This is a genomic window from Cohnella hongkongensis, assembly GCF_042654645.1.
Classification (GTDB): Bacteria; Bacillota; Bacilli; order Paenibacillales; family Paenibacillaceae; genus Cohnella; species Cohnella hongkongensis.
The window spans coordinates 60,621-84,085 of record NZ_JBHSEP010000012.1 but is presented as its reverse complement, the minus strand read 5'-3'; the positions used below and the strand labels follow the sequence as shown (position 1 = coordinate 84,085).

Annotated in this window: 20 protein-coding genes; 15 read left to right on the top strand and 5 right to left on the bottom strand. The window is 59.1% G+C overall.

The features are described 5' to 3' along the window. Positions 1–64 precede the first annotated feature (64 nt). A complete protein-coding gene (locus ACFO3S_RS16585) occupies positions 65–1,825 on the top strand; it encodes a methyl-accepting chemotaxis protein (protein ID WP_378098497.1) in 1,761 nt (586 codons plus the stop codon). Between the two features lie 83 nt (positions 1,826–1,908). Here ACFO3S_RS16585 and hflX read toward each other — a convergent pair whose 3' ends face one another. After that, complete coding sequence (hflX, locus tag ACFO3S_RS16580) at positions 1,909–3,180, bottom strand: GTPase HflX (RefSeq protein ID WP_378098495.1); 1,272 nt, start codon at positions 3,178–3,180, stop codon at positions 1,909–1,911. Between the two features lie 589 nt (positions 3,181–3,769). On the opposite strand from hflX, the gene ACFO3S_RS16575 reads away from it, so the two are divergent. The 9 genes from ACFO3S_RS16575 (at position 3,770) to ACFO3S_RS16535 (ending at position 13,155) form a co-directional block, all read left to right on the top strand. Further along, complete coding sequence (locus tag ACFO3S_RS16575) at positions 3,770–4,906, top strand: site-2 protease family protein (RefSeq protein WP_378098492.1); 1,137 nt, start codon at positions 3,770–3,772, stop codon at positions 4,904–4,906. 328 nt (positions 4,907–5,234) lie between these two features. Further along, positions 5,235–5,435 (top strand): hypothetical protein, encoded by a 201-nt coding sequence (locus tag ACFO3S_RS16570; protein WP_378098490.1) that lies wholly within the window; start codon positions 5,235–5,237, stop codon positions 5,433–5,435. A gap of 180 nt (positions 5,436–5,615) precedes the next feature. Continuing rightward, on the top strand, positions 5,616–6,227 hold the full coding sequence (locus tag ACFO3S_RS16565) for a TetR/AcrR family transcriptional regulator (protein ID WP_378098487.1): 612 nt from the start codon (positions 5,616–5,618) through the stop codon (positions 6,225–6,227). A 263-nt stretch (positions 6,228–6,490) separates the two neighbouring features. Continuing rightward, positions 6,491–7,714: an MFS transporter gene (locus tag ACFO3S_RS16560; RefSeq protein ID WP_378098484.1), complete on the top strand. Its 1,224-nt coding sequence runs from the start codon at positions 6,491–6,493 to the stop codon at positions 7,712–7,714. Next, positions 7,707–8,459 (top strand): CPBP family intramembrane glutamic endopeptidase, encoded by a 753-nt coding sequence (locus ACFO3S_RS16555; protein ID WP_378098481.1) that lies wholly within the window; start codon positions 7,707–7,709, stop codon positions 8,457–8,459. Before ACFO3S_RS16560 ends, ACFO3S_RS16555 begins: the two co-directional genes overlap by 8 nt. Before the next feature lie 123 nt (positions 8,460–8,582). Then, positions 8,583–9,164 (top strand): sigma-70 family RNA polymerase sigma factor, encoded by a 582-nt coding sequence (locus ACFO3S_RS16550; RefSeq protein WP_378098478.1) that lies wholly within the window; start codon positions 8,583–8,585, stop codon positions 9,162–9,164. After that, positions 9,154–10,152, top strand: a complete 999-nt coding sequence (locus ACFO3S_RS16545; RefSeq protein ID WP_378098475.1) for a hypothetical protein — start codon at positions 9,154–9,156, stop codon at positions 10,150–10,152. The genes ACFO3S_RS16550 and ACFO3S_RS16545 overlap by 11 nt, the downstream gene beginning before the upstream one ends. Before the next feature lie 303 nt (positions 10,153–10,455). Then, entirely contained in the window at positions 10,456–12,000 is a 1,545-nt protein-coding gene (locus tag ACFO3S_RS16540; RefSeq protein WP_378098472.1) for a helix-turn-helix domain-containing protein, read from the top strand. Between the two features lie 129 nt (positions 12,001–12,129). Continuing rightward, positions 12,130–13,155, top strand: a complete 1,026-nt coding sequence (locus ACFO3S_RS16535; protein WP_378098469.1) for an ABC transporter substrate-binding protein — start codon at positions 12,130–12,132, stop codon at positions 13,153–13,155. Between the two features lie 92 nt (positions 13,156–13,247). Here the strand turns inward: ACFO3S_RS16535 and ACFO3S_RS16530 are convergent, their stop codons facing one another. Continuing rightward, positions 13,248–14,420, bottom strand: a complete 1,173-nt coding sequence (locus tag ACFO3S_RS16530) for a ParB/RepB/Spo0J family partition protein (RefSeq protein WP_378098466.1) — start codon at positions 14,418–14,420, stop codon at positions 13,248–13,250. A 278-nt stretch (positions 14,421–14,698) separates the two neighbouring features. Between ACFO3S_RS16530 and map the strand changes: the two genes are divergently transcribed. Both map and rnhA read left to right on the top strand, forming a co-directional pair. Next, entirely contained in the window at positions 14,699–15,445 is a 747-nt protein-coding gene (gene map / locus ACFO3S_RS16525; protein WP_378098463.1) for a type I methionyl aminopeptidase, read from the top strand. 33 nt (positions 15,446–15,478) lie between these two features. Further along, positions 15,479–16,117: a ribonuclease H gene (gene rnhA / locus ACFO3S_RS16520; RefSeq protein WP_378098461.1), complete on the top strand. Its 639-nt coding sequence runs from the start codon at positions 15,479–15,481 to the stop codon at positions 16,115–16,117. Positions 16,118–16,215: 98 nt separating this feature from the next. Here the strand turns inward: rnhA and ACFO3S_RS16515 are convergent, their stop codons facing one another. Beyond that, positions 16,216–17,178 (bottom strand): DNA-methyltransferase, encoded by a 963-nt coding sequence (locus tag ACFO3S_RS16515; protein ID WP_378098458.1) that lies wholly within the window; start codon positions 17,176–17,178, stop codon positions 16,216–16,218. Positions 17,179–17,338: 160 nt separating this feature from the next. On the opposite strand from ACFO3S_RS16515, the gene ACFO3S_RS16510 reads away from it, so the two are divergent. Then, complete coding sequence (locus tag ACFO3S_RS16510) at positions 17,339–18,397, top strand: stalk domain-containing protein (protein ID WP_378098455.1); 1,059 nt, start codon at positions 17,339–17,341, stop codon at positions 18,395–18,397. A gap of 95 nt (positions 18,398–18,492) precedes the next feature. Here ACFO3S_RS16510 and ACFO3S_RS16505 read toward each other — a convergent pair whose 3' ends face one another. Next, complete coding sequence (locus ACFO3S_RS16505; protein WP_378098452.1) at positions 18,493–19,137, bottom strand: peptidylprolyl isomerase; 645 nt, start codon at positions 19,135–19,137, stop codon at positions 18,493–18,495. A 180-nt stretch (positions 19,138–19,317) separates the two neighbouring features. Between ACFO3S_RS16505 and ACFO3S_RS16500 the strand changes: the two genes are divergently transcribed. Together ACFO3S_RS16500 and ACFO3S_RS16495 are read left to right on the top strand one after the other, a co-directional pair. Further along, a complete protein-coding gene (locus ACFO3S_RS16500) occupies positions 19,318–21,072 on the top strand; it encodes an ABC transporter ATP-binding protein (protein WP_378098449.1) in 1,755 nt (584 codons plus the stop codon). Continuing rightward, a complete protein-coding gene (locus ACFO3S_RS16495) occupies positions 21,053–22,888 on the top strand; it encodes an ABC transporter ATP-binding protein (RefSeq protein WP_378098447.1) in 1,836 nt (611 codons plus the stop codon). Before ACFO3S_RS16500 ends, ACFO3S_RS16495 begins: the two co-directional genes overlap by 20 nt. On the opposite strand, the gene ACFO3S_RS16490 is transcribed toward ACFO3S_RS16495, so the two are convergent. Further along, positions 22,889–23,401, bottom strand: a complete 513-nt coding sequence (locus ACFO3S_RS16490) for a L,D-transpeptidase (RefSeq protein ID WP_378098444.1) — start codon at positions 23,399–23,401, stop codon at positions 22,889–22,891. Positions 23,402–23,465: the final 64 nt, after the last annotated feature.

Genomic DNA, 23,465 nt, shown 5'->3' with positions numbered 1-23,465 from the left:
TGATATGATGTTCAGAGAGCGGATAGGATAAATTAACCATGACCTGAGACGGAGGGCTCTGGCAATGTCGCAAAATACGAAGCATTCAAGCATGCTAACGATTCGAAAAAAGCTGTTGACGGTTTCTTTTTTTCTGTTAGTCGTTCCGATTGTCATTCTGGGCGTCGTGGCCTACCGAGTCGGCACAGAGGAAACCGGCGACTTGATCCGGAAAAATCTGAAGAACAGCGTAACGATGGCGGGCGAAATGATGAGCGCCCTGAACGAATCCGTTCAGAGCGGCCTGCTGACGCGGGAGGAAGCCGAGGAGAGCCTGCGGGTGATGCTCCTGGGCGAGAAGCTGCCGGACGGCACGAGACCGATCAACAAAACGATCGATTTGGGCGAGAACGGGTATTTCTACGCTATGGACGATAAGGGAAATCTGCTGGCCCATCCGAACCAGGAGGGGCAGAATATATGGGACAAGGTGACGTCCGACGGTACATATTATATCCGAGAGGTTGCGGAGGTCGCGCTTAACGGGGGAGGCTTCACGTATTACGATTGGCCGCTGCCCCAGTCGGACAAGGAGGCCCGCAAGATCGTATATGCCGTAGCCGAGCCGGACTGGGGATGGATTCTCGCGGCCGGCTCCTATGTGGAGGATTACAACGGAGGACAGAAAGCGATTCTGGGGGCGATTGTGTGGACGCTGATCTTCTGTCTGATCGGCGGCATCCTCACGTTGGCGCTGTTCGGCGAGCATATCTCGCGCCCGGTCATCCGGATGACGAGGCTGGCGGAGCGGATGGCACAGGGAGACTTGACTGGGGAAGAGCTGACCGTCCGCAATCGCGACGAAATCGGGAGATTGGCGAGAGCTTTCAATCGGTTGGCGAGCAATCTGAAGGACTTGGCGGGCAACCAGACGCTTAGCGCGAACGCGCTGGCGAACGCTTCGAGTCAACTGGCGGGCATTATCGGGGATACCGTTCGGGCAGCGCATCAGACGTCCGAATCGCTGGCCGAATTGGCGGCGAGCAACGAGGCTCAAGCGAAGGGCATCGAGGAGACGTCCAAGGCGGTGGAGGAGATGACGATCGGCATCGGCCGAATCGCCGATTCCGCAGGGGCGACGTTCGAAGCTTCCGCATCGACGCTGGAGGAAGCGGAGGAGGGCCGCAGAAGGATTGTCGAGTCTTCCGAGCGGGTAGAGACGATCAGCGTCACGGTCGGCGAGATCGGCCGGGTCGTCAGCCGGCTGGAGGACCGGTCTCAGCAGATCGGCGACATCTCGCAGGCGATCCGGGAAATCTCGGCGCAGACGAACCTGCTTGCGCTGAACGCTTCTATTGAAGCCGCACGCGCGGGAGAGCACGGCAAAGGCTTCGCCGTCGTGGCGGGAGAAATACGCAAGCTGGCGGAGAGATCGGACGAATCCGCGGGTCAAGTGACGGAGCTGATCGAAGCGATTATCGCCGATATCGCGACGGCGGGCGTGTCCATGGAGAAAGGCGAACGGGACGTCCAGCATGGCATCGCATCGATTCGTCAGACGGGCGAGGCGTTCGAGCGCATCGTGGGAGCGACGAGAAGCGTCGCGGACCAGGCCGAGGAAGCTTCCTCGGCCGCCGAGCAGATGTCCGCCGGCGCACAGCAGGTGGCGGCGTCGCTGCAGCAGATGGAGAAGGGAGCGGCACAGTCGGCGGAATCGGCCGGCTCCATCTCCGCCGCGAACGAGGAGCAGCTGGCCGCCATGGACGAGATCGCAGCGTCCGCTGAACGCTTGAACCAGATGTCCGACAGCATGAAGGAGCTTGCCGGCCGGTTTAAAACCGGTTGACGCGAAGGGCGGCCGCGCTATCCGTTAGAAGGATTGCGCGGCCGTCCTTTGACATGGAGAGCGGATATCGGCGACGGCCGCTATCAGTCCGGCGCTGCAAACAAGTTCCGATACTTGTCGTAGTCGGCTTCCCGGCAGGTCATCCTTAACCGGGTGCCGTTCTCTTCGTAGCTTATGGCATGGATGACCGCATTCTCTTTGAAATAAGAGACGAGGCGTCCCTGATCGAACGGGATAAGCACTTCGCAATCCTTGTCGTCGGTGAAGACGCGTTCGCCGATCAGCCCGACAAGCTCGTCGATCCCGGCTCCTTCCCTCGCCGACAAGTAAATGCCGCCGTCGGCCTCCGCGGGATAGCTCCGGCCTTCCGCCAAGTCCGCTTTGTTATAGACGTACAGGGACGGGATATCTCCGGCCCCGAGCTCGCGCAGCGTTTCGTTCGTCACTTCGATCCGCTTGGCGTTCTCCGGATCGGAGCAGTCGACGACGTGAAGCAGCAGATCGGCGTTCGTCACTTCCTCGAGCGTCGAGCGGAACGCCTTAATCAGGTGGTGGGGCAACTGGCTGACGAAGCCGACCGTATCGGCGAGCAGGAACGAGCGTCGGTTCGGAAGCGAGATGCTGCGAACCGACGTCTCGAGCGTGGCGAACAGCATATCCTTCACCAGCACTTCCTTGTCCGAGCCGGGATCGACTTTCCGGATGACGGCGTTCATCAGGCTGGACTTGCCCGCATTCGTGTAGCCGACCAGGCAGACGACGGGGATTTCGTTTTTGCGCCGCTGGTTTCGCTGGACTTGGCGCCTGGCGACCAGCTTCTCCAGGTCGTCCTGCAGCGCCGCAATCCGGTCTTCGATCCGTCTGCGGTCGAGCTCCAGCTTCGTTTCGCCCGAGCCGCGGTTTTTCAGGCCTGCGCCTCCGCCCTGACGGCCGAGCGACTCCCGGAGCCCGATCAGGCGAGGCAGCATGTACTGCAGCCTGGCGACTTCGACTTGGAGCTTGGCTTCCCGGGTCTGCGCCCGGCTTGCGAAAATATCGAGGATGAGCAGCGTCCGGTCGATGACCCGGCAATCCAGCTCCGCCTCGAGATTGCGGATCTGCGACGGGGACAGCTCGTCGTTGAAGATGGCGACGCCGGCTTCGCTGGCCGCCAGCGCTTCCTTCAGCTCCTTGAGCTTGCCGCTTCCCATATAGGTCGCGGTCACGATTTTTTCCGCTTTCTGCGTCACTTCTCCGACCACTTCCAGTTCGCAGGCGTCCGCCAAGCTGCGCAGTTCCTCCATCGACGCGCGGAACCCGGGCTTCTGATTCAGCTGAACGCCGACCGTAATCGCTTGATCTCTCGTTCGTTCCATATCGGAATTCCTCCATTCGTATAAAAGGCGTGTTCCTCTAAAACACAATAAAAAAACACAGACATCTCTCTGCCTGTGCGGTCATATGACGATAGAGGTTCCGAACGGACCATACCTATAGGCCTGCGGCGCAACGCATAAGGAAATGCCCGAAAAACGGACGGCGATCTTGATTCGCCGACCATCATCCGTTCCGCGCATATTCGCTTCGTTCGCCGTGGTAAAGGGGTTATAGGACAGACTGATCCGGTGTCCTCTGCACGCAGGCAGAGCCTTAAGCGCTATTCAATTAGCCGCGCAAGGATTTAACCCGGATGGAGTCAATCACTCGTAGCCCCTCCATTTCCTATAAGTACGTGTAAGTGTAGCACGGATGACGACGGCAAGCAAGCATAAACGGCTTGCGCCGTCCTTGGGATCGGCGGGATCACGTTGATGTCGGAGGGGGTTCAGTCAGGAAAGCGGGTATTTTGTACTTGCCGAATCGCCAAAGAAAATTTCCGAGACGAAACTAGGCTTTGTCCCCGGACGTATTATAGGGGATAATAGGAAGTAATCTAGCTAGCGAACGCAACGAAGGGAGCCCGACGTGGATAAAACCAAAAGCAGATCGTTGCTGATGGGAATCGGCGTATTCTTGTTGGCGAAATTCAAATGGGTGCTCGCGCTGCTCAAGTGGACCAAGTTCGGCGGAACGCTGATCACGATGATGGTGAGCCTGGGCGCGTACGCCGCCTTGTACGGCTGGAAGTTCGGGGTCGCGGTCGTCTACCTCATTTTCGTGCACGAGATGGGACATGTCGTGGCGGCGAAGCGCAAAGGGATCGAGACGTCGCCGGCGTTCTTCATTCCGTTCATGGGGGCGTTCATCTCGATGAAGCAGATGCCCAGAGACGCGGCTACCGAAGCGTATTTGGCTTACGGAGGGCCGCTGGCCGGGCTGCTCTCGTTTCTTCCCGCCGTCGCGCTGTACGAGTGGACGGGAGATCCGTTCTGGGCGCTGGTCGTATTTTTGGGAGCGATGATCAATCTGTTTAACCTGATTCCGGTTTCTCCGCTCGACGGGGGCCGCATCGTCTCCGTGCTGTCGACGAAAGTTTGGCTGCTCGGCTTAATTCTGCTCGGAGCTTACGCCTTTCTCTCGCACAGCCCTCTTGTCGTCTTTATTTTCATTATCGGCGCGGTCAGTTGGTGGAACCGGGCCAGGGAGGGCTACAGGGGAGGCCTGCTCGCTTACGAGAAGCGGAAGCTGACCGAACTTCGCAAGGAGCTGCTGCGCTGGCCCAATCTGGCGAGCACCTGGGAGCTGAAGCAAGCGCTGCTGGCCCAGATCGAGACGGCCAAGCGAGAGGAGGAGGAGGAGGGCGGCAGGAAAAGGCTGATCCCGTTCCTTCAGGACGAAGAGAAGCTGGCCCGGGAACAGGCTCGGATGGATCGCGAATTCGCCGAGCGGCAGCTCTCCCTGCTCCAGGAGTGGGAGTACGAGCCGGTGCTGTACGAGGACGGCGATCCGGACAAGCCGATTCCGTCCGATCTGCTTGCCGAAGAGGTCAGGAAAGCCGACGAGGCGATCGCCGGAATCGACGAGGAGCTGCAGCGCTACCGAACGTATTACGAGGCTCCGGCGTCCGTGAAGTGGAAGGTGCTGGCCGCCTATCTGCTGCTGGCCGGGGTGCTGTCCGTGTTTATGCTGTACGGGCACCGAATGATGGAGCTGCATAGATAGACCATAGGGGGACGCCAGCCAACGATCGGCGGGCGTCTTTTCTCTATTTTGGACGGACATGTTTTGGTTGACGGAGCCCTGCGTCGTCGCTCCGCAGTCGCATCGGGCTACACCGCGGCCTTGCGCTTCCTACGGATGGACAGATGGACCATCGTTCGCCAGCGGAACGAAGGCAGCCCACTGTCTAGGTCTTGCGGCTCAGGGGCGGCCTTCGTTCTTTTCGCCTAATGATGAGCCGGATTTCAACCGATGATACTATATAGGTTGAAAGTAGGCCATGAACGAAAAGTCACGGTGAGAGACTCGATTAACACCAGGGTGGGCTACGATGGAACTGATCAATTGCGGCAGGTGCGGCAAGCTGCAGGTGCAGAAGCCGGATACGCTCTGCAAGGAATGCCAGCAAATTTATATCGCGGAGTCTCATCTCGTGAAAGATTACGTCAAGAGCCATCCCGGCGTAACGCTCATGGACGTCGTGCGGCATACGGGGCTTCCCTTAAGACGGGTTAAGGAGATTTTGAAGTAAGCTTCGGCCAGGCCGAGACAGGGGGCCTCCGCCCGGCGGCAAGCGCCGCAGGGGCGATCTGCCGACGCTAAGTCGCATCGCGCGAACCGGCGAATTCGCTCGAACGGACGGAAGGCTATTGCAGAGTCCGCTCCTGTTCGCTTATAATTAGACCAACCGGTCGGTCTAGGGGGTTGAACCATGGTCAAAGGACGATCCGACGGAGAGGAAACGAAGAAAAGGATTACCGCCACAGCGAAGGAGCTGTTTATCCGGAAAGGCTACGGAGCGGTATCGATGAACGAGGTGTGCGAGGCGGCCGAAGTCAGCAAAGGCAGCTTGTACCACCACTTCAAGAGCAAGGAGGAATTGTTCCTTCAAGTGATTGAAGAGGATTCGCAGCGGTGGAGCCTCGAATGGGAGCGGATCCGGGAGGGGGCAGCCACAGTGGAGGAGCAGCTCTACGCGCTGGCCGAGCATTACGCCAGCGATTTCCAGAATCCGCTGCTCGCGGCTCAGGAGGAGTTTGCCCGGAGTCGCGCCATTACCGACGTAGTTTTCGACCGGCTGCTGCGCATCTCCGACAACAACTCGCAAGCGTGCCGCAGCGTACTGCGCGAAGGCATGGAGAAGGGGGAACTGGCGCGCGGGGACCTCGATCGGTCGGTCATTCTCGTCAGCAGCATGCTGGAAGGGCTAGGCAAGCTTTACTACGCGCCCGATCTCGCCAAACAGCAGGATAAGGTCAGGGAGTATTACCGGGATGCGGTACGCCTGTTGTTGGAAGGCATTCGCGCCAAGGCGACTCTATAGGTTGAACCAAAGACGCGACTTGAGTAGGCAGAAAGCCATGGAGAAAGGGAATGGTTTGCCGCGAGTTCTGACTTTGAGTTTCTCACCGATAAAGGTCTAATCCATCCAAGAAACTCAACAGGCTGTCTGAAGCCGGCAAGCCATCCCTTTCGGAATGGAACGGACCTCTATACTCATGGGTTCAACCTGTATAGACTGTAGAAGCTTGGATTTTTTATATCGATTAATTAGACCGGATGGTCGGTCCATTTGGAGGGTTGATGATGCTATTCAAAAATCGGACGTTCCGGCACATTTTCGTGTCCGATCTGCTGCAGCAGCTGGCGATCTGGATCCGGAACATGGCTTTGCTGTACTACGTTCTGGAGAGAACGAACGGAGACAAGTTCGCCGTATCCTTGCTGTCCATCGTCGAGTATGCGCCCATATTCGTTTTCTCCATCGTCGGAGGGCTGTTCGCGGACAGATGGAACCCGAAGCGGACGATGATCGCGGGGGATTTGCTCAGCGCGGCCTCCATTCTGATCATTCTGGCGCTCATTGCCGCGGACGCATGGCAGTCGTTGTACGCCGCCGTTTTTCTGTCGGCTGTTCTCAGCCAGTTCTCGCAGCCATCTTCCGCCAAAATATTCAAGGCCCGCATCCCGGAGGAGCAGGTTCCTGCGGCAATCGGATTGACTCAGAGCATGAGCTCGCTGTTTCTCATTCTGGGACCGGTCGTAGGCACGGCGATCTACCAATGGGCGGGTCTGAACGCTTCGCTGATCGCCCTGCCGATTCTGTTCCTGCTGTCCGCGGCGGTGCTGTCGTTTCTGCCCGGAGACCAAGCCCCCGCCTCGCCGGTCTCCGGTACTCTTCGGGACGATATGAGAGCGGGCATCCGTTTCGTTCGGTCGGAGAGCGGCTTGAAGAGACTGTTTCTTTCCTTTGCCCTGATCGGATTGGGAGCGGGACTGGTACAGCCGCTCGAAATATTTATCGTGACGGAAAGGCTCGGACTGTCTCCCGACAATGTGCAGTGGTTCGCGGCGGCCGACGGCCTTGGCTTGCTGTTGGGAGCGCTCATCGCGGCCGGCTTTGCGGGACTTCTGAACTTCCGCTATTTGTTTCCTGCGGCAGTGGTTTTCCTGGGGGTGACTTACGTTGTCGAAGCGTTGTCGGTCTGGCCCGTGCTGACGGGAGGATTCCGATTCGCGAACGGGATCCTGCTCGCGATTCTCAATACGGCGGTAGGCAGCTATGTTATCGCGAAAATTCCGAGCGAGATGGTCGGAAGAGTAAGCGGCATCGTCACCCCGCTCTCCATGGGAGCGCTGTTGATCGGGACGTCGGCCTCAGGCCCTTTGAGCCACAACGCAGGCGTAATGGCGGCTTACTTCGCGGCGGCTGTCCTATGCGTTTTATCCGCTATTCCCTCGTTCGGGCTGCGTTTCGTTCAGCAAGCTTCCCGAGTAAAGGAAACGAAGGGAGTCGTTTCGCATGACTGATCTCCTCTTGATTATGATTCTGGTCGGCTTGTGCGTTCCCGGCATTTGGGCCATGAGCGCCGCGTCGGGCGTTTTGCTTGCCGAGAAGCCGGACAATAAATTGTCCGTCAAGTCGCTCGCGATTCTTTCGGGCGTTCAGACGACGGCGATTGTCATCGCCAGCGCCATGGCGGGGACCTATAAGGGACCGGAGGCGGGCATTCGGGACGAATTTCTGGAAGGATTGGCGCAGGGCGTATGGAGAGGCTCGGATCTGCTTTCCCAGCTTGGCGCCGGTGCTCTCGGAGGCGTCGTTTGCTCGTTTGGCTGGCTGCTCGCCTACTACGGTTGGCTAAGGAAGAGGTTGGATCCGAAGACGTTACACATTTGGGAAAGCATGAATCGGCGGCTCGGATTATGGGTCAGAGTGACCTCCGGCGGCATCGTTGAGGAAGTGATTTTTCGCTGGGGCTTGCTTACTTTCATCCTGTGGGGGCTGGTCTCCCTGTCTCTCGAACCGACGCTTTCGTTCTGGATCGCCCTGCTCGCAAGCGGGCTCGTGTTCGGTCTGGCGCATCTGCCCGGCGGCCTTGAGCTGGGCGCCAAACCGACGCCGCTGCTGATCTGGACGGCCGTTCTGGGCAACCTCTGGGTTACGTTGTTCTGCGGCTATCTGCTGTATCATGATGGCTTGATTGCGGCGATGATCGTCCATATTCTTTTCCATGTGTTATGGTACCCGTTTGAGAGGAAAAGAGTTGAATAACCAAGTACATTCGCGAGGAAGGGGAAGGCGTGTACCGGATTGAGCCGATACAGCGATAACGGGAATTCGAACCTTTTTGCCGCATCGGGCCAATATAGGGCGAGACCCACTTAGGAGGCGCCTATGCAGGATCACGAATTTCAACCATGGCTCGATCGTATGATCCAGGGAGATCCGGATGCTTTTCGCCGCGTATACGAGCTGACCAAGGACGACGTCTATCGCCTGCTTGTCTTTCTGCTGAACGACAAGGAAGATGCCGGCGATGTCATGAGCGAGGTGTATCTCAACCTGCACCGATCGCTGCCCGGCTACCGGCGGGATCAGCCGTTTCGCAAATGGCTCAACGGAATCGCGGCTCGGCAGGCAAGCAGTTGGAAGCGCAAGCTGTGGCGCGGAACGCGGCTCTTCGAACGAGTGAGCGCGGCAGCCGCCTCTTCGCCGGCCGGCCGTCTGGCGGAGGAGCAGGCGATCGCCAATGAATCTAGCTCGGAGCTGCTCGCACTGGTCAACCGGCTGCCCTACAAGCTCAGAGAAGTCGTCGTGCTTCGGCACTATCGCGAGTACTCGCTCGAGGAGATCGCGGAGGCGCTCGACATCCCGGTCGGCACGGTCAAGTCGAGGCATCATTCGGCGATCGGCAAGCTGCGCCAGTGGATCGGACAAGACACGTACCTTGAGGAGGCTGCGTATCATGCGGATTGAGCAAAACCTGAAGGCCGCTTATCGACAGGCGGCAGAGAACATCTCCGTTCCGCTCTCGGCGGATCGGAGCGCGAGAGCCAAGATCGATCGCCTGCTTGAAGCGAAGCCGAGAAGAAGCTCCAGGCTGCGCCGAAGATCGTTGCAGTGGACGATTGCCGGATTGCTTGCGCTGCTGATCATGGGATTTACCGCGCAATACTTCGTTCGGCTCGGAGACGACCGCTTCAGTCTGGAAATGTCCTTGAACGAGCAGCTCCGCTTCGACGCGCGCACTGCTAGCCTCGTGCGCAGCCAGTTGCAGACGGTAAGTAGCCAGTTAGCGGTCGGAGAGAAGGCTCTCGTCTACTCCCCGGAGATTGAATCGTTGTTGCCGGACTACAGGAGCAAAGGGCTGTTTTACGCGGAATACGCAAGCAATCCTTATCTGTTCAAGGACTACGGGGAATGGAAGGAACGATTGGCCCGGCTCGTGCCGGAGCTCGTGCTTCCGGACGCGGAGAAGAACGGACTTGTCTTCGTTGACGGCAAGGATGAGGCGGCGTATGGAGGAAGCGTGTTCGAGTTGGAGACGGTCAGACGGCTGCAAGCCGAGGTGGCGGAGCAGGGCAAAGCGATCGCCTGGGAGAAAATCGAACGGGAGGAGGAGCCATTTCCCGCTTATACGACCACTTACCGGGATGCGGGAGGCCGTGAACTGACCTTCTCCGCCCAGGTGTTCGAGGAGAAAGCGAAGCTTGTCGGCCTGACCCGGGCACCGCAGGAGAAAATCCGGCTGAGCGACGGCCGGGAAGCGCTGTACGCCGTGAACGACGAATATTTGTACACCGAGACAAACCGCTATACGAGCGTAAGCTGGATCGACACTCAGGAGGGGGCCTCCGTTCTTTACACCGTCGGCAGTTCCTCGGACGCGGTCACGAAGGAGCAACTGCTCGCCTTAGCGGAATCCGCAATTTCGCGGGAAATCAAAGAAAAGCCGGCCGCTTAAAGGTTCGGGAGACGTCAGCCCGTGGGCCCGCCAAGCGCTGACGAACGGAGTCGGCGAGCTCCTGCTGAAGGGAGGCTGGTCGCCGCTGTCGCCCAAGAACGCCGGCACGCGGTCGGAACCGGCGGTTATGGCGAGCCGCCTGCTGCAGCGCACCGGCCTTAACGATTGGGATGATTGCAAGCTGCGAAGCGGAAGCCGACGGAGTCAGCGTTGACGATGATAATCATTTTCATTTAAAATGCGGATAAACCTGTCGGAACGAAACGCAGGGCTGCATTTCCCATTTTGGAGGAGAAGAGGCGAATGACGGAGGATCGATACGTCGGCGGCGATGTCTGGTTCAAGCTCAGACTTGTCGCGCGGATGAAGGAGATCGGAAGATTGCCGGATCGGCCGGATACTTGTCTGCTGATCGCGGTCAACCGGGACGATATGCGGCTAACGGTGGAGAATCGTCTTCTCGCGCTAACTCGCGGCGACATTTTCATCTCTCTTCCGGGCCGGGACGTGACTTATATGCAAAGCGTCGCGACGGAGGCGGACGAAACTATTTTGCTGCTGTTCGAGATGGAGGGGGACGATGTCGCGCGCGATGCGGCTATGCGGCGAATCGCCGGAGATTGCGGGACAAAAACCTTGTCGAATCCATTAACGGCCGAACTTATGCCGTTGTTCGAGAAGGCGTATCAATATTGGCGGATGCCGGATTCGTGGGAGCGGCTGCGCAGTCAGGCCGTGTTCCAGAAAATTGTCTATCTGCTGCCGCAGCAGCGGGAAGCGCCTGTCGATAACGGGCTGAACGAAGCGCTTGAACGGGTCCGCCATCAGTTGGAGCGAGATTATTGCAAGAATCTGTCGATAGAGCATTTGGCGCAGCAGGCGGGAATAAGCTCGCGGCATTTGCGGCGCGAGTTCAAGGGAAGATTCGGCGTCAGTCCAACCGAGTATGTGACGGAGCTGCGCATGGCGCAAGCGAAACGGTTGTTGGCGGCCAAGCAGCCGGTGTCGGATATCGCGCGGCAGGTCGGCTATCAGGATGAGAGCCATTTTCGGAGGACGTTTAAAGCGAAAACGGGCATTCCGCCAGCGGTATACGTCCGTAATCGCAAGCTTCGTGTAGCTGCCTGCAGCTTCCCCAATATCGGCCAGCTGCTGCCATTGCGCGTCATTCCTTTCGCCGCGCCTATCGATCATGAATGGACCGACGTTTATCGTCGCAGGTATCGCGAAGAGGTGCTGTATCCGCTGCATCACAATAACGAAGCGAACCGCAGAACGTTGCTGGCTGCGAAGCCGGACAGAATCCTCGCTATCGATGCTTACGGCACGGACGATTTTCAGCAAGGTTTGAGAGAAATCGCTCCGTCGTTGGTTATTCCGTGGCGGACACGAAGCTGGAGCGAGCATTTGCTGATGACGGCGGCGTTCCTGGACAAAGCGTTGGAAGCCGAACAATGGCTTGCCTCTTACGAGGAGAAGGCGGAGGAGGTCTGCGAACGATTGACGGGCAAGCTGCTGCTCATGATCGACCGGCAGCGGCTGTACAGATGGAGAGGCGTCGGCCGGCCGTTCGAGCCGGCACGTCACAGGGCTGAGGCCGATCCGTGCTTCGAAGCCGTAACTTCGGAAGAGCTGGGCGGCTGTCCGTGCGACCGCATCGTGCTGCTGCTGTCGGAGGATCGCCACTCGCTTCATACATGGAGCCTGCTGCGCGGCACGAGCGCATGGAGGAGGCATCCTGCGGTGAGAGTCGGCCGAGTCGAGCTGGTTCCGATCGGCCCTTGGTTCGAATATACGGCGCACAATCACGGCGTCATTCTCGATCGGCTGGAGAAACTTCCGATATAATGAAAGCTTTGTCCGAAAAGCGCACAATAGTTGTCCGCTCGATTCATATACAAGGTTTCCCCGGCAGGCTTATACTAGGCCCTGAGGATAATAATCATTCTCAATTGTAGGCGAAGGGGCGCTAGAAAAGTGAGATTTGCAGGATGGAAAAGTTACTTTACGGGCATGACCGTTATCGTTCTTCTTCTCTTGGTCGCGGCATGCGGCAACGGAGCGGATCCGGCTAACTCGGCTTCGGGAGGGGCTTCTCCCGGTTTGGCGGAGCAGACGCCGGAAAGCGGCGGAGAAGCAGCGCCGTCCGCGCCGGAGGCCGAAGCCGGGCTGCGGACGTTCACCGCAGCCAACGGTACGGTGGAGGTTCCGGAGCGGCCCGAGCGCATCGTCGCACTGGCTCCGAATTATGCGGGTTATTTGCTGGCGCTCGGAGTCACGCCGGTGGGCGTGCCGAATTTTACCCTGGGCAATCCTTACTTGACCGACAAGCTGAAGCAAGCGGTCGATCTGGGAGAGAACGCCCCGACGGAGCCGTCGATCGAACAGGTTCTGGAGTTGAAGCCGGATTTGATCGTGGCCATTCATGTGTTGAAAAATTTGGAGCTGTTGGAGAAGGTCGCTCCAATCGTGACGTTCGAGAGCACGATGAACAACCGGGAGTTGCTGCTCGCGCTCGGGACGCTGACCCGGCGCGAGGACGAGGCGAAGGCGTGGCTGCAGGGCTGGGACGAGCAGATTGCGGCGCTGAAGCCGGAGATCGAAGCGGCGGTGCAGGGGCGGACCGTGTCCGTTATGTATCCTTCAGCCAAGGGCATTTATTTGTTTCGTCAAGGGTACGGCCGGGGCACGGAGATTTTGTACGGCGACTTCGGCCTGAGCATGCCGGAGAAGGCGGCTCAGTCGTTCGAGGAGGGCAAGGGATTTTTCCTCGCCAGCCTGGAAAGCCTGCCGGAGCTGGCGGGGGACATTATTTTCTCCGCTCCCTGGCTCGGAGACAGCGCGGGGGCCGATACGGTATACGACAGTCCGATCTGGAAAAACCTCCCCGCTGTGAAGAGCGGCTATGCTTATCAGGTCGACTACGATATTTTCACGTTCAGCGATCCATTCTCTTGGCAAGGCCAGTTGGACATTATTGCGGATAAGCTGCTTAACCGATAGATTGCGCGATAAAATTCGCTATACTTCTCTGAATCACCTCCGACAAAAACGCGATTCTGCGTCGAAGTTTGCATAGTGTAGGCGTGCCGATGTTATAACGACGCTCGGGGGCTTAACATGTCCTTCACGGAGCGCCACTCGGCCAAGTGCTGCTCCAGATCCGCGATCAGCGTGTCCACGTCCCGCGAGAACTGCTGCAGCTCGACGCCCTCCAGCTCCGGCAGATCTGCCGGAGACAGATGGCTGGGCGCAGGCAGAGTGGCCAGCAGCAGATTCAGCATATCCTCGACGGCGCTTCCGGACGACGGCTCCTCATCAGTCCCGGGCGCCGGTCCGTCTTCGTCTTCCCCGGCTGGCGCAGGCATGGCGAGCTGGACCGCTTCCGAAGCGGGCCTCGATCTCGGCTTCGCCTGTCCGCCGCCTCGGGGCGCGCTGCCTGCCGCCGCATCCTCGCCGCGCGCGTCCGTCCCGCTCGCCGCCGACGTCGCCGCCTCGGACGAGCTTTCCGCCGCCGTATAGGGCTCTTCCTTCGGCGTCGCGCTTCTCGCTTTTTCCTTCCGGTTATGCTCGTAAGTCGACCACGTCTCGAGAAGCTGGTACCCCGTCTTGAACAGCAGCTTGCCCTTCGTCGCGTCCGAGATCTCCTTGTCCTTGAACAGGCGGGCGATTCTCTTCACGTCGCTCACAGCCATCTCGTCCTCGGCCATGATGAGCGCCAGGGAGTCGCGGTACTCCATCGGCAAATCCTTGAGCGGCATCAGCTGGTCTTCCGTCAGACGGCCCTTCTTGATCTCGGTGCCGGCGGAAATCCGTTGGCGGACGGAGAGGCTGAACTTCAGCAGATCCAGCTTGTTCTTGATGTAAGACTCCGGCTTGCCGAGCTTGCTGGACAAGTACTTGATCGAGCTGCTGAATTTCGGATCGGTCAGCAGCTTGTTGAACGCCTCGGCTTCCTCAATCGGTGAGAACCCTTGCCGCGTCAAGTTCTCAGCGATTTGTTCCAGGTAGATTTCCATCTCGTCCGTCGCTTCGGACACGATGCACGGAATGGTTGCCAGGTTGAGCGCGGCGCAAGCCTTGTAGCGGCGGTTGCCGTAAATGATTTTGTAGCGCCCGTCCCCGGTCTTGCGAACTTTGATCGGCGACAGCAGTCCGAGCTCTCCGATGCTGTTCATCAGCTCCTGCAAAGCTTCGTCGTCGAACTGGTACCTTGGCTGCTCTTTATCTTCATCGATCAGATGAGTAGGAATCGGAATGATGTCCATGCGTGGTCTCCTGTCTATGAATTCTGGTAGGACGAACCAGTGGGAACATCTGTATTATATAATAGATCGTTGCGATACGTCTTGCTGTTTTGTCCCGGCCGGAATAGGATAGAAGCGCGAACGCGCTGCCGATGGGCATTCTGATCGCTGCGGCGAACGCCGGAGCGATCCTGTGCTGCGTCTTCATGGTGCGCAAAGTTGAGCAAAAGGGCTAAAAGTTGTAAGGTTAGGAGAAGAGAAGCGAACGACGATTCGCTAACGGAAAGAAGGATCGGCGGATGACGGCACAAACTCCCCACGATATCGACAGCCTGATGAAGATCGGTAAAATCGTGGCGCTGACGATAGAAGAAATGAAAAAGCGGACCCGACCCGGTATGACGACGAAGCAGCTCGACCTGATCGGACGGGACGTGCTGCTGTCGCACGGGGCTTCGTCCGCTCCGATGAAGGACGTCCGATTTCCCGGCTATACGTGCATCAGCGTCAACGAGGAAGTCGCACACGGCATTCCCGGAGACCGGATCATTCAGGCGGGCGATCTGGTGAACATCGATGTGTCCGCGGAGCTCGGGGGCTACTATGCGGATGCCGGCCAGTCGTTTCAGGTCGCTCCGGTCTCCGTCGAAGTGGACCGGCTCTGCCGGCATGCTCATGCGACGATGATGAAGGTGATCTCCGATCTGAAAGCCGGCATGAAGCTGAACCGAATCGGCAAAACGATGGAGGAGGAGGCCGAGCGGGGCGGCTACCGCATCATTAAAAACCTGTGCAGCCATGGCGTAGGCAAGGGACTTCACGAAGAACCGTACGAAATCCTGCCCTATTTCGAGCCGCGAGACCGGCGAATTCTGAAGGCCGGCCAGGTCATTACGATCGAGCCGTTCGTCTCCACCGGAGCGACCTATGTCGACCCGCAGCCGGACGGATGGACGCTGAAGGTTCCCGACCGCAGCCGAGTCGCGCAGTTCGAGCATACGATTATCATTACGAACGGCAAACCGATGATCACAACCTTGTGTTAACGCCGCTGCCGGAACGGGAGAGACAAGCGATACATGACGAAGTCGAAGCACTATGTCGTATGGGTGGGGCGCCGGCCGGGGGTCTATGCGAGCTGGAAGGAATGCCAGGAGCAGATCGACCGGTTCGACGAAGCAAAGTACAAATCGTACGAGTCGAAGGCCGCCGCGGAACAGGCTTATCGGGAAGGCTGGAAGAAGCATTGGGGCAGAGGGAAGACGTCGGGGGGCGCGGGCGCGGCGGGTGCGTCCGCCGCCCCTCCCGGCAAGATCGATTACGACAGCATCTCGGTAGACGTAGGCACGCAAGGCAACCCGGGACCCGTCGAGTATAAAGGCGTGGACACGCGGACGGGCGAGGTGATTTTCTCGGTCGGTCCGATCTCGAAGGGGACGAACAATCTGGGCGAGTTTCTCGCCATCGTACACGCGCTCGCTTATCTGAAGAAAAGCGGAAGCGCCAAAACGGTGTACAGCGATTCGGCCAACGCGCTGAAATGGGTGAAGCAGAAGGAAGTGTCGTCCACGCTGGTCCGCGACGAATCGACCCGGGAAATCTGGGACCTGGTCGACCGGGCCGTCCGCTGGCTGAGAACGAACGAATACCCCAACAAGGTGTTGAAATGGCAGACGAAGGAGTGGGGGGAGATTAAGGCGGACTACGGGCGGAAGTAGCGGCGGGGGGCGGAGGAGCTTCTCCCGAACCGGAAGCGGGGAACAGTCCGGCAGACGGGCACCGCGCCTGCCGCTGGCGCGGAGCCGGAATCGGGACGCTACGGGCGGGGAGCGTGCCGGACGTGAGGGAACGCGTTCCGCTCCCAGAAGACGCCGTCCGAATACCCTTGGATCGAAGCGTCCTCCTCGGCCATCCGCAGCCGCTTCTCGGTCAGGCAGCAGTAGCTTTCGTCGATCTCGACGCTCGCGAACCGCCGATTCAGCTTCTTGGCGACGACGGCCGTCGTCCCTGCGCCCCCGAAGGGGTCGAACACGACGTCGTGTTCGTCCGAGCTGGCCAGGATGATCTTCGCCAGCAGCTTCTCGGGCTTCTGCGTCGGATGGTCGGTGTTCTCGGCCATCGACCAGAAGGGGACCGTCAGATCGGTCCACAGATTGGACGGGTGGGTCAAGCGGTACTTGCCGTCCGACTCGTCGTCCCAGTCCTTCGGCTCGCCTTGGGCCGTCCGGTACGGCGCGATCACCCTTCGCTTGAGCTTCACGCGGTCGACGTAAAACTTGTAGTCTCCGGACTTCGTGCAGTGCCAGATGTCTTCCGAGGCGTTCTTCCAGTTGGAGAGCGCGCCTCGGCCCTTTTCCCGTTCCCACGTAATTCGGTTTATGACGTTCAAGTAGCTCGAAGCGACTTCGAAGATGGAATGGCTCGAGCGCCAGTCTCCGCATACGTAGACGGTCGCATCCGGCTTCAGAATGCGCATAAGCTTCGAGAACCAGCCGTCCAGCCAATCGGCGTATTGCCGGGGATTCATGCGGTTAAACGTGTTTCCGTTAAAATTTTTCGTCAAATTGTACGGAGGATCGACGAACAGCAAATCCACGAACGCATCCGGCAAATAGTCGACCGCCTCGAACAGATTCTGGCATATCGTGCGGCCCAGCAGCTGTTCGGGCTCCGCCGGCGCCGTCAGCGTGAGGAGCCTCGAGCGGTATTCCGCCCTTTCAGCGTCGCTGAGCGTAATCGTTTTGTTTCTTTTCGCCCGTTCTCTTTCGTCATGGGACAAGCAGCAGCACCGCCTTACCGATCGGTCTTACCTGTTTTCATTATCATATCAGATCCGGGACCCGGCAATCTATAAGTCTATTTCACGGGAAGAATTGAACCCTTTCGACAGAAGCTGCGTCTATAAGAGGGAAGCCTTCATCAGTAGGGAGGAAAATGGAATGAAATCAACGATACGCAAGGCGGGAATGAAGGCGGCGCTGATCTTGGCCGTTGCCGCCGCCGCCGTGCCGTCGCTGCAGCCGGAGGGCTTGGCCGAAGCGGCGGCAAGCCAGTACGCGGTCATCGAGCAACCGGTCGAAGTGAACGGCAACCGGGTCTCGCTGTCGGCGATCAATTCGGATCATACGACCTATGTGGCCGTCCGCAGCTTGAACGATCTGATCGGCTTGAATACGCGCTGGGATCAGAAGAGCAAGACGGTGACCGTGACCGGCCGCGATCGGGAGCTGGCCTTGAATACGATCGACGGGAGCGCGGTACTGAACGACCAGAGAATCTATGGCCTGCCGGCCATTTTGCACAACGACACGACCTATGTTCCGTTCCGGTTTTTGCTGGAGCGCATGGGGTACGGCGTCTCTTACGATCCGGAGACGAAGGAGATCGGGATCGAGGCGATTCAGGAGAACGCTCTGCGGGTGACGACGGGGACGATTCAGGAGATCGAAGGGCGCAAGTCGATCCGCGTTCACTATCCGGTCCTCTCGGGCTTTGCGAGGGAGGACGTCCAGAATGCGATTAACGAGGTATTGAAGAAGGACGCGGAGCTGAACGCCGACCTCGCCCGGACGACGCTGGCCAACGCGTTGGAGGAAGACGACGCCTCTTACGACGTGTCGTTCGAAGGCACGTATACGGTCACCTACAACGAGCAGGACAGGCTGAGCCTGTTCGTGGACTATCACAGCTATACGGGCGGGGCCCACGGCTTGACTGCCCGCGTGCCCTACACGTTCGATCTGAAGACGGGCAAGCTGCTGACGCTGAAGGACGTGACGGAGGGCAACGGGAATTACGTGTCGATTATCAACGATACCATTCAGCGCCAGATCAAGGCGCGCGGCATCGTCCTGCTGAATCCGTTCAAGACGATCGAGCCGGACCGCGACTTTTTCCTGAAGCACAACGGCGTCGTCGTCTATTTCAGCGAGTACGAATATACGCCGTACGCGGCGGGAATGCCGGAATTCGAAACTCCCTTTTCCGCTTTCCGATAAGCTAGCGTTCCTTCCCCGACGACTTGGGAGGAAGAAGCAGGGCCATGCCGCCAGGAGTCGATCCATTAGGCGGGCATGGCCCTGTTGAATTGCAATTAGTTGATGATCTCCGGCTCCGGAATGGCGGCTCCGCGGGTGTCCACGGTGACCTTCTTCATGACCTGAGGCGTCTTCGGCCGGTCGTTGGCGCCTCTGGACGTGTTGACGATCTCCTGGGCGACTTCGATGCCCTCGATAACTTGGCCGAAGGCGGCGTAAGCGCCGTCCAGATGGGGAGAGTCGGCGACCATAATGAAAAATTGGGAGCCGGCGCTGTTCGGATTCTGAGCCCGGGCCATGGAGAGAACGCCGGTCGTGTGCTTCAAGTCGTTCTGGAAGCCGTTTTGCGTAAACTCTCCTTCGATCGAATAGCCCGGACCGCCCATTCCCGTTCCGTCCGGGTCGCCGCCCTGGATCATGAAGCCGGGAATGACGCGATGAAAGATCGTCCCGTCATAAAAGCCTTTGTTCACGAGAGAAATAAAGTTGTTAACCGTGTTCGGCGCGACTTTCGGATAGAGCTCGGCTTTGATCGTTTTGCCGCTATCCATCTCGATCGTAACGATCGGATTATCGCCTGTAGTGTCTGGTCCGCCCAATGTAGAATCCTCCTTTTCTTTGCCTCCGCATCCCGCTGCGATCAACAGAAGCGCGAATACCGCAATTAGAGATACGGACAAACGTCGACGTCTCGATGTCAAGCTGATGTCCCCCTTGTCCACGATATCCATTCGTATCATACCATTTGCAAGTGCAGGATTCCACTGTCATCCGGCGGCGAGAAAGGTTAAAATAGAAAGACGATCATATGTATAGGCTGACATAGGGGTGTGGAAACGGACGGCGCAGCCCGTTCAGGCATAATCGGAGGACAGGGAATCATGAGATCGATTTTTCAGGTGCTGGGCAAATACCGAGTGGCCGCAGTTACGGCGATTCTGCTAATGCTGGTGGAGCTGGCCGTCGAGCTGGTTCAGCCGATGCTGATCTCCAAAATCATCGACGACGGCATCGGTCCGCGCAACGCGCAGGTTGTCGTCTGGTGGGGGGCGGTGCTCGTCGGAGGGTCCTTGCTGGCTTTTGGAGCCGGCCTGTTGAGCTCGTTCTATGCAGCCCACGTGAGCCAAAGTCTCGGGTACGACGTACGCGAGAAGCTTTACGGGAATGTGCAAGCGTTCACATACTCGGTGTTTAACCGCTTCGTCCCTTCGTCGCTGATCACCCGGCTGACGAACGACGTTACGCAGGTGCAGGACACCGTATTTATGGGTCTCAGGTTTATGCTGCGCGTTCCGCTCGTCGTCATCGGCAGCATGATCATGGCGCTGATCGTGCATCCGGGTCTCGGGTTTCTGCTGCTGCTGACCGTGCCGGTTCTGGTGCTTTTCATTTTATGGATGGTGAAGAAGGCGGCCGCGCTGTTCGGCAGAGTGCAGCTTCGCCTCGATGCGGTCAACGGCGTCATGCAGGAGAATTTGTCGGGGATGCGCCTCATTCGCGTCTTCGTGCGGGGGGAGAGGGAGGCCGAGCGCTTCGCCCGGCACAGCGGCGAGCTGATGCAGAGCTCGACGTCTGCCCAGCGGCTGACGGAGATTACGCAGCCCTTTATCGTACTGATTATGAATGCGGGCATTATTGCCGTGCTGTGGTTCGGCCACTTGGACGTTCAGACCGGGAGCGCCACGACCGGCGAGGTGGTGGCCATCGTCAATTATTCGCTGCGAACGGCCGGCGCCTTATCGGCCTTGTCGATGCTGGTCGCGGCATTCTCCAGAGGGAAAGCTTCGGCCGGCCGGATCGAGGAGACGCTGCTCACGGAGAATCCCGGAGCCGGCGAGACCGGAAGCCGTCCCGCCGGATCGGAGGAGCCGGCCGGCATCGTCGACGGAAGCGTAGAGTTCGATCGCGTGTCCTTCCGGTATCCCGACACGGAAGCCTATGCGCTGGAGGACGTCTCCTTCCGGGCAAGGGCGGGCGACACGGTAGCGATCCTCGGCGCGACGGGAGCGGGGAAATCTTCTCTGGTGCAGCTGATCGTGCGCCTGTACGAGGAGGAACGGGGCGTCATTCGCATCGGCGGGAGAGACATACGCGAATGGGACGCGCGCCGGCTGCGCGACTCCGTCGGCTACGTGCCGCAGGAGGTCGTGCTGTTTACGGGCACGATTCGCGACAACATCGCCTGGGGCGCTCCGGACGCCAGCGAGGAGGAGATTGTGGAAGCGGCCCGGGCGGCCCAGATTCACGAGACGATCGCGAGCCTTCCCCGGGGTTACGATACGATGCTGGGACAGAGAGGCGTCAATCTGTCCGGCGGGCAGAAGCAGCGTATCTCGATCGCCCGCGCGCTCGTGCGCAAGCCGGCGATTCTGCTGCTGGACGACAGCACGAGCGCGCTGGATGTGCGCACGGAAGCCGCGTTGCTGCGGGCGTTGGGAGGGATGGCCTGCACGACGTTCCTGGTGACGCAGAAGATCAGCTCCGCATCGGAGGCGAATCTGATTCTGCTGCTGGACGACGGCCGTCTGATCGCGCAGGGCGGCCACAGCCGATTGCTGGCCGAGCACCCGCTGTACCGCCGCATCTACGAATCGCAGTACGGAGAGGAGGAGTCCCATGCGAAAAGCGCTAAGTGAGCCTCTTCGTTATCCGAGATCGCGCGCGCTGGTCGAGCGGGGGCTCGCGAAGGAAGACGTCCGGCATCCGGCGCGAAAGGCGAAAAACTGGCAGGCGACGTTAAAGCGAATCTGGGGCTACCTGGCTCGCCGCAAAGCGATGCTGAGTCTGGTGCTGTTCATGGTGCTGATCAGCTCCGGCCTTTCCCTGCTCGGTCCCTATATGATCGGAGTGGCGATCGACCGCTACCTGGAGGGGGAAGGCGGGAGGCCCTGGCTGCTCTTTCTCGCGGCGCTGGCCGCCGTATACGCGCTCGGCTCCGTCGCCGCCTGGCTGCAGAACGTATGGATGATCTCGGTCGCTCAGGAAACGGTATACCGGATGAGGCTCGATCTGTTCCGGCATCTGCACCGGCTGCCGATTCCGTTCTTCGCCAAGAGGCAGCGCGGAGAGCTGATGAGCCGCATGACCAACGATATGGACAACGTCAGCTCCACGCTGAACAGCTCGGCGATCCAGATTTTCTCCAGCGTGCTGATTCTCGTCGGCACCGTCGTCGTCATGCTGGCGCTCAGCCCGCTTCTGACCGTGCTGACCTTTCTCGTCGTTCCTCTGATGTCGGCGGGCATGAAGTGGATTACGAGAAGGACGAGCGTCCTGTTTAAGGAGCGGCAGCGCAACCTTGGCGATTTGAACGGCTACATCGAAGAGACGCTGTCGGGCCAGCGCATCGTAAAAGCCTTCTCCAGAGAGGAGGCCGTCATTCGCGAGTTCGGCGAGCGGAACGCCCGGATCAAGCAATCCGGCTACTGGGCGCAGGCGATCTCGGGCTTCATTCCGAAGCTGATGAACGGGTTGAACAACTTGAGCTATGCGATCATCGTCGGCGTCGGCGGGCTGCTGGTCATTCGCGGGTCGATCACGGTCGGGGTCATCGTCGTCTTCGTGGAGTACGCCCGTCAGTTCACGCGCCCGCTGAACGATCTGGCGAACCAGTGGAATACGCTGCTATCGGCGATCGCGGGGGCGGAGCGCGTATTCGAAATTTTGGACGAGGAGGACGAGATGACGGATGAAGCCGGCGCTTCTCCGATCGATGCGGTCCGGGGCGCCGTCTCGTTCTCCGATGTCTCCTTCTCCTATACACCGGGAGAGCAGACGCTGAAGGGAATCAGCTTCGAGGCGAAGCCGGGGGAGACGATTGCGATTATCGGGCCGACGGGCGCGGGCAAGACGTCGCTCATCCAGCTCCTCTCGCGCTTCTATGAGGCCGACTCGGGGACGATCGCGGTCGACGGCCGCGACATTCGGACGATCCGGCGGGAAAGCTTGCGCTCCCATATGGCGTTCGTGCTTCAGGATTCGTTCCTGTTCGAGGGAACGATTCGCGACAACATCCGCTACGGCAAGCCGGAGGCGACCGACGAGGAGGTGGAGCGGGCCGCCAGGCTGGCGAACGCCCACTCCTTCATCGACCGCCTGCCCGGCGGGTACGACAAAGTGCTGCACGGGGACGGCGGAGGCATCAGCCAAGGCCAGAAGCAGCTGCTCGCGATCGCCAGGGCGATTCTGGCCGATCCGGCCATCCTGGTGCTGGACGAGGCGACGAGCAGCATCGATACGGTCACGGAAATTAAAATACAGGAGGGCCTGCAGCGGCTGATGGAGGGCAGGACGAGCTTCGTTATCGCCCATCGGCTGAATACGATTCGCCGCGCGGATCAGATTCTCGTGCTGAAGGACGGCAGGCTGATCGAGCGAGGCTCCCACGAGCAGCTGCTGGCCGAATCGGGATTGTACAGCGAAATGGTTCGCGGCCATCTGCAGCTGTCGTAGTTAAAGCTTCTTGACGATCAATACCGGGACGGAGGTGTCGACGCGGTCGTACAGCCAGCGCACCTCCTTGTTGTGCATGCGTATGCAGCCGGCGGACGCGTACTTGCCGATCGATTTCTCGTCGTTGTTGCCGTGAATGCCGTAGGCGTAAGAGGTTTTGCCGTTGACGGTCACCTTCAGGCCGAGCCAGCGGTCTCCTAGAGGATTTTTGGGGTCGCCTCCTTTAATGTTTTCTTTGTAATAAGGACGGTTTTTGATTTTCTCACGAATGGTAAACAAGCCTTCCGGCGTGTAGGAAGGCTTCTTTCCCGTTGCGACCGAGAACGACTTGATCAGCTTGCCCTTCTCGAAAAAATGGAGCCTGTTCGAGGATTTGTCGATCAGAATGAACTGTTCGTGCTTGGCGTACTTCTGGTCCAGCTTCACCGATTCGGTCTGCGCAGCGGCGACGGCCGGAACGAGGAACAGGACGGACAGGAGCATCAGAACTCGCAGCCACAAGGCCTTCTTCATGTCAATCGCCCTCCCGAAAAAGATCTGACTCCTCTATATATGCGTCAGCTCGGGAAAAATGGTC

Coding starts and splice junctions, on each gene's coding strand:
- ACFO3S_RS16490 (WP_378098444.1), bottom strand. CDS start 23,401: ATGAAGAAGGCCTTGTGGCTGCGAGTTCTGATGCTCCTGTCCGTCCTG.
- ACFO3S_RS16555 (WP_378098481.1), top strand. CDS start 7,707: ATGACTGATCTCCTCTTGATTATGATTCTGGTCGGCTTGTGCGTTCCC.
- map (WP_378098463.1), top strand. CDS start 14,699: ATGACGGCACAAACTCCCCACGATATCGACAGCCTGATGAAGATCGGT.
- ACFO3S_RS16495 (WP_378098447.1), top strand. CDS start 21,053: ATGCGAAAAGCGCTAAGTGAGCCTCTTCGTTATCCGAGATCGCGCGCG.
- hflX (WP_378098495.1), bottom strand. CDS start 3,180: ATGGAACGAACGAGAGATCAAGCGATTACGGTCGGCGTTCAGCTGAAT.
- ACFO3S_RS16500 (WP_378098449.1), top strand. CDS start 19,318: ATGAGATCGATTTTTCAGGTGCTGGGCAAATACCGAGTGGCCGCAGTT.
- ACFO3S_RS16560 (WP_378098484.1), top strand. CDS start 6,491: ATGCTATTCAAAAATCGGACGTTCCGGCACATTTTCGTGTCCGATCTG.
- ACFO3S_RS16570 (WP_378098490.1), top strand. CDS start 5,235: ATGGAACTGATCAATTGCGGCAGGTGCGGCAAGCTGCAGGTGCAGAAG.
- ACFO3S_RS16530 (WP_378098466.1), bottom strand. CDS start 14,420: ATGGACATCATTCCGATTCCTACTCATCTGATCGATGAAGATAAAGAG.
- ACFO3S_RS16585 (WP_378098497.1), top strand. CDS start 65: ATGTCGCAAAATACGAAGCATTCAAGCATGCTAACGATTCGAAAAAAG.
- ACFO3S_RS16550 (WP_378098478.1), top strand. CDS start 8,583: ATGCAGGATCACGAATTTCAACCATGGCTCGATCGTATGATCCAGGGA.
- rnhA (WP_378098461.1), top strand. CDS start 15,479: ATGACGAAGTCGAAGCACTATGTCGTATGGGTGGGGCGCCGGCCGGGG.
- ACFO3S_RS16510 (WP_378098455.1), top strand. CDS start 17,339: ATGAAATCAACGATACGCAAGGCGGGAATGAAGGCGGCGCTGATCTTG.
- ACFO3S_RS16545 (WP_378098475.1), top strand. CDS start 9,154: ATGCGGATTGAGCAAAACCTGAAGGCCGCTTATCGACAGGCGGCAGAG.
- ACFO3S_RS16540 (WP_378098472.1), top strand. CDS start 10,456: ATGACGGAGGATCGATACGTCGGCGGCGATGTCTGGTTCAAGCTCAGA.
- ACFO3S_RS16565 (WP_378098487.1), top strand. CDS start 5,616: ATGGTCAAAGGACGATCCGACGGAGAGGAAACGAAGAAAAGGATTACC.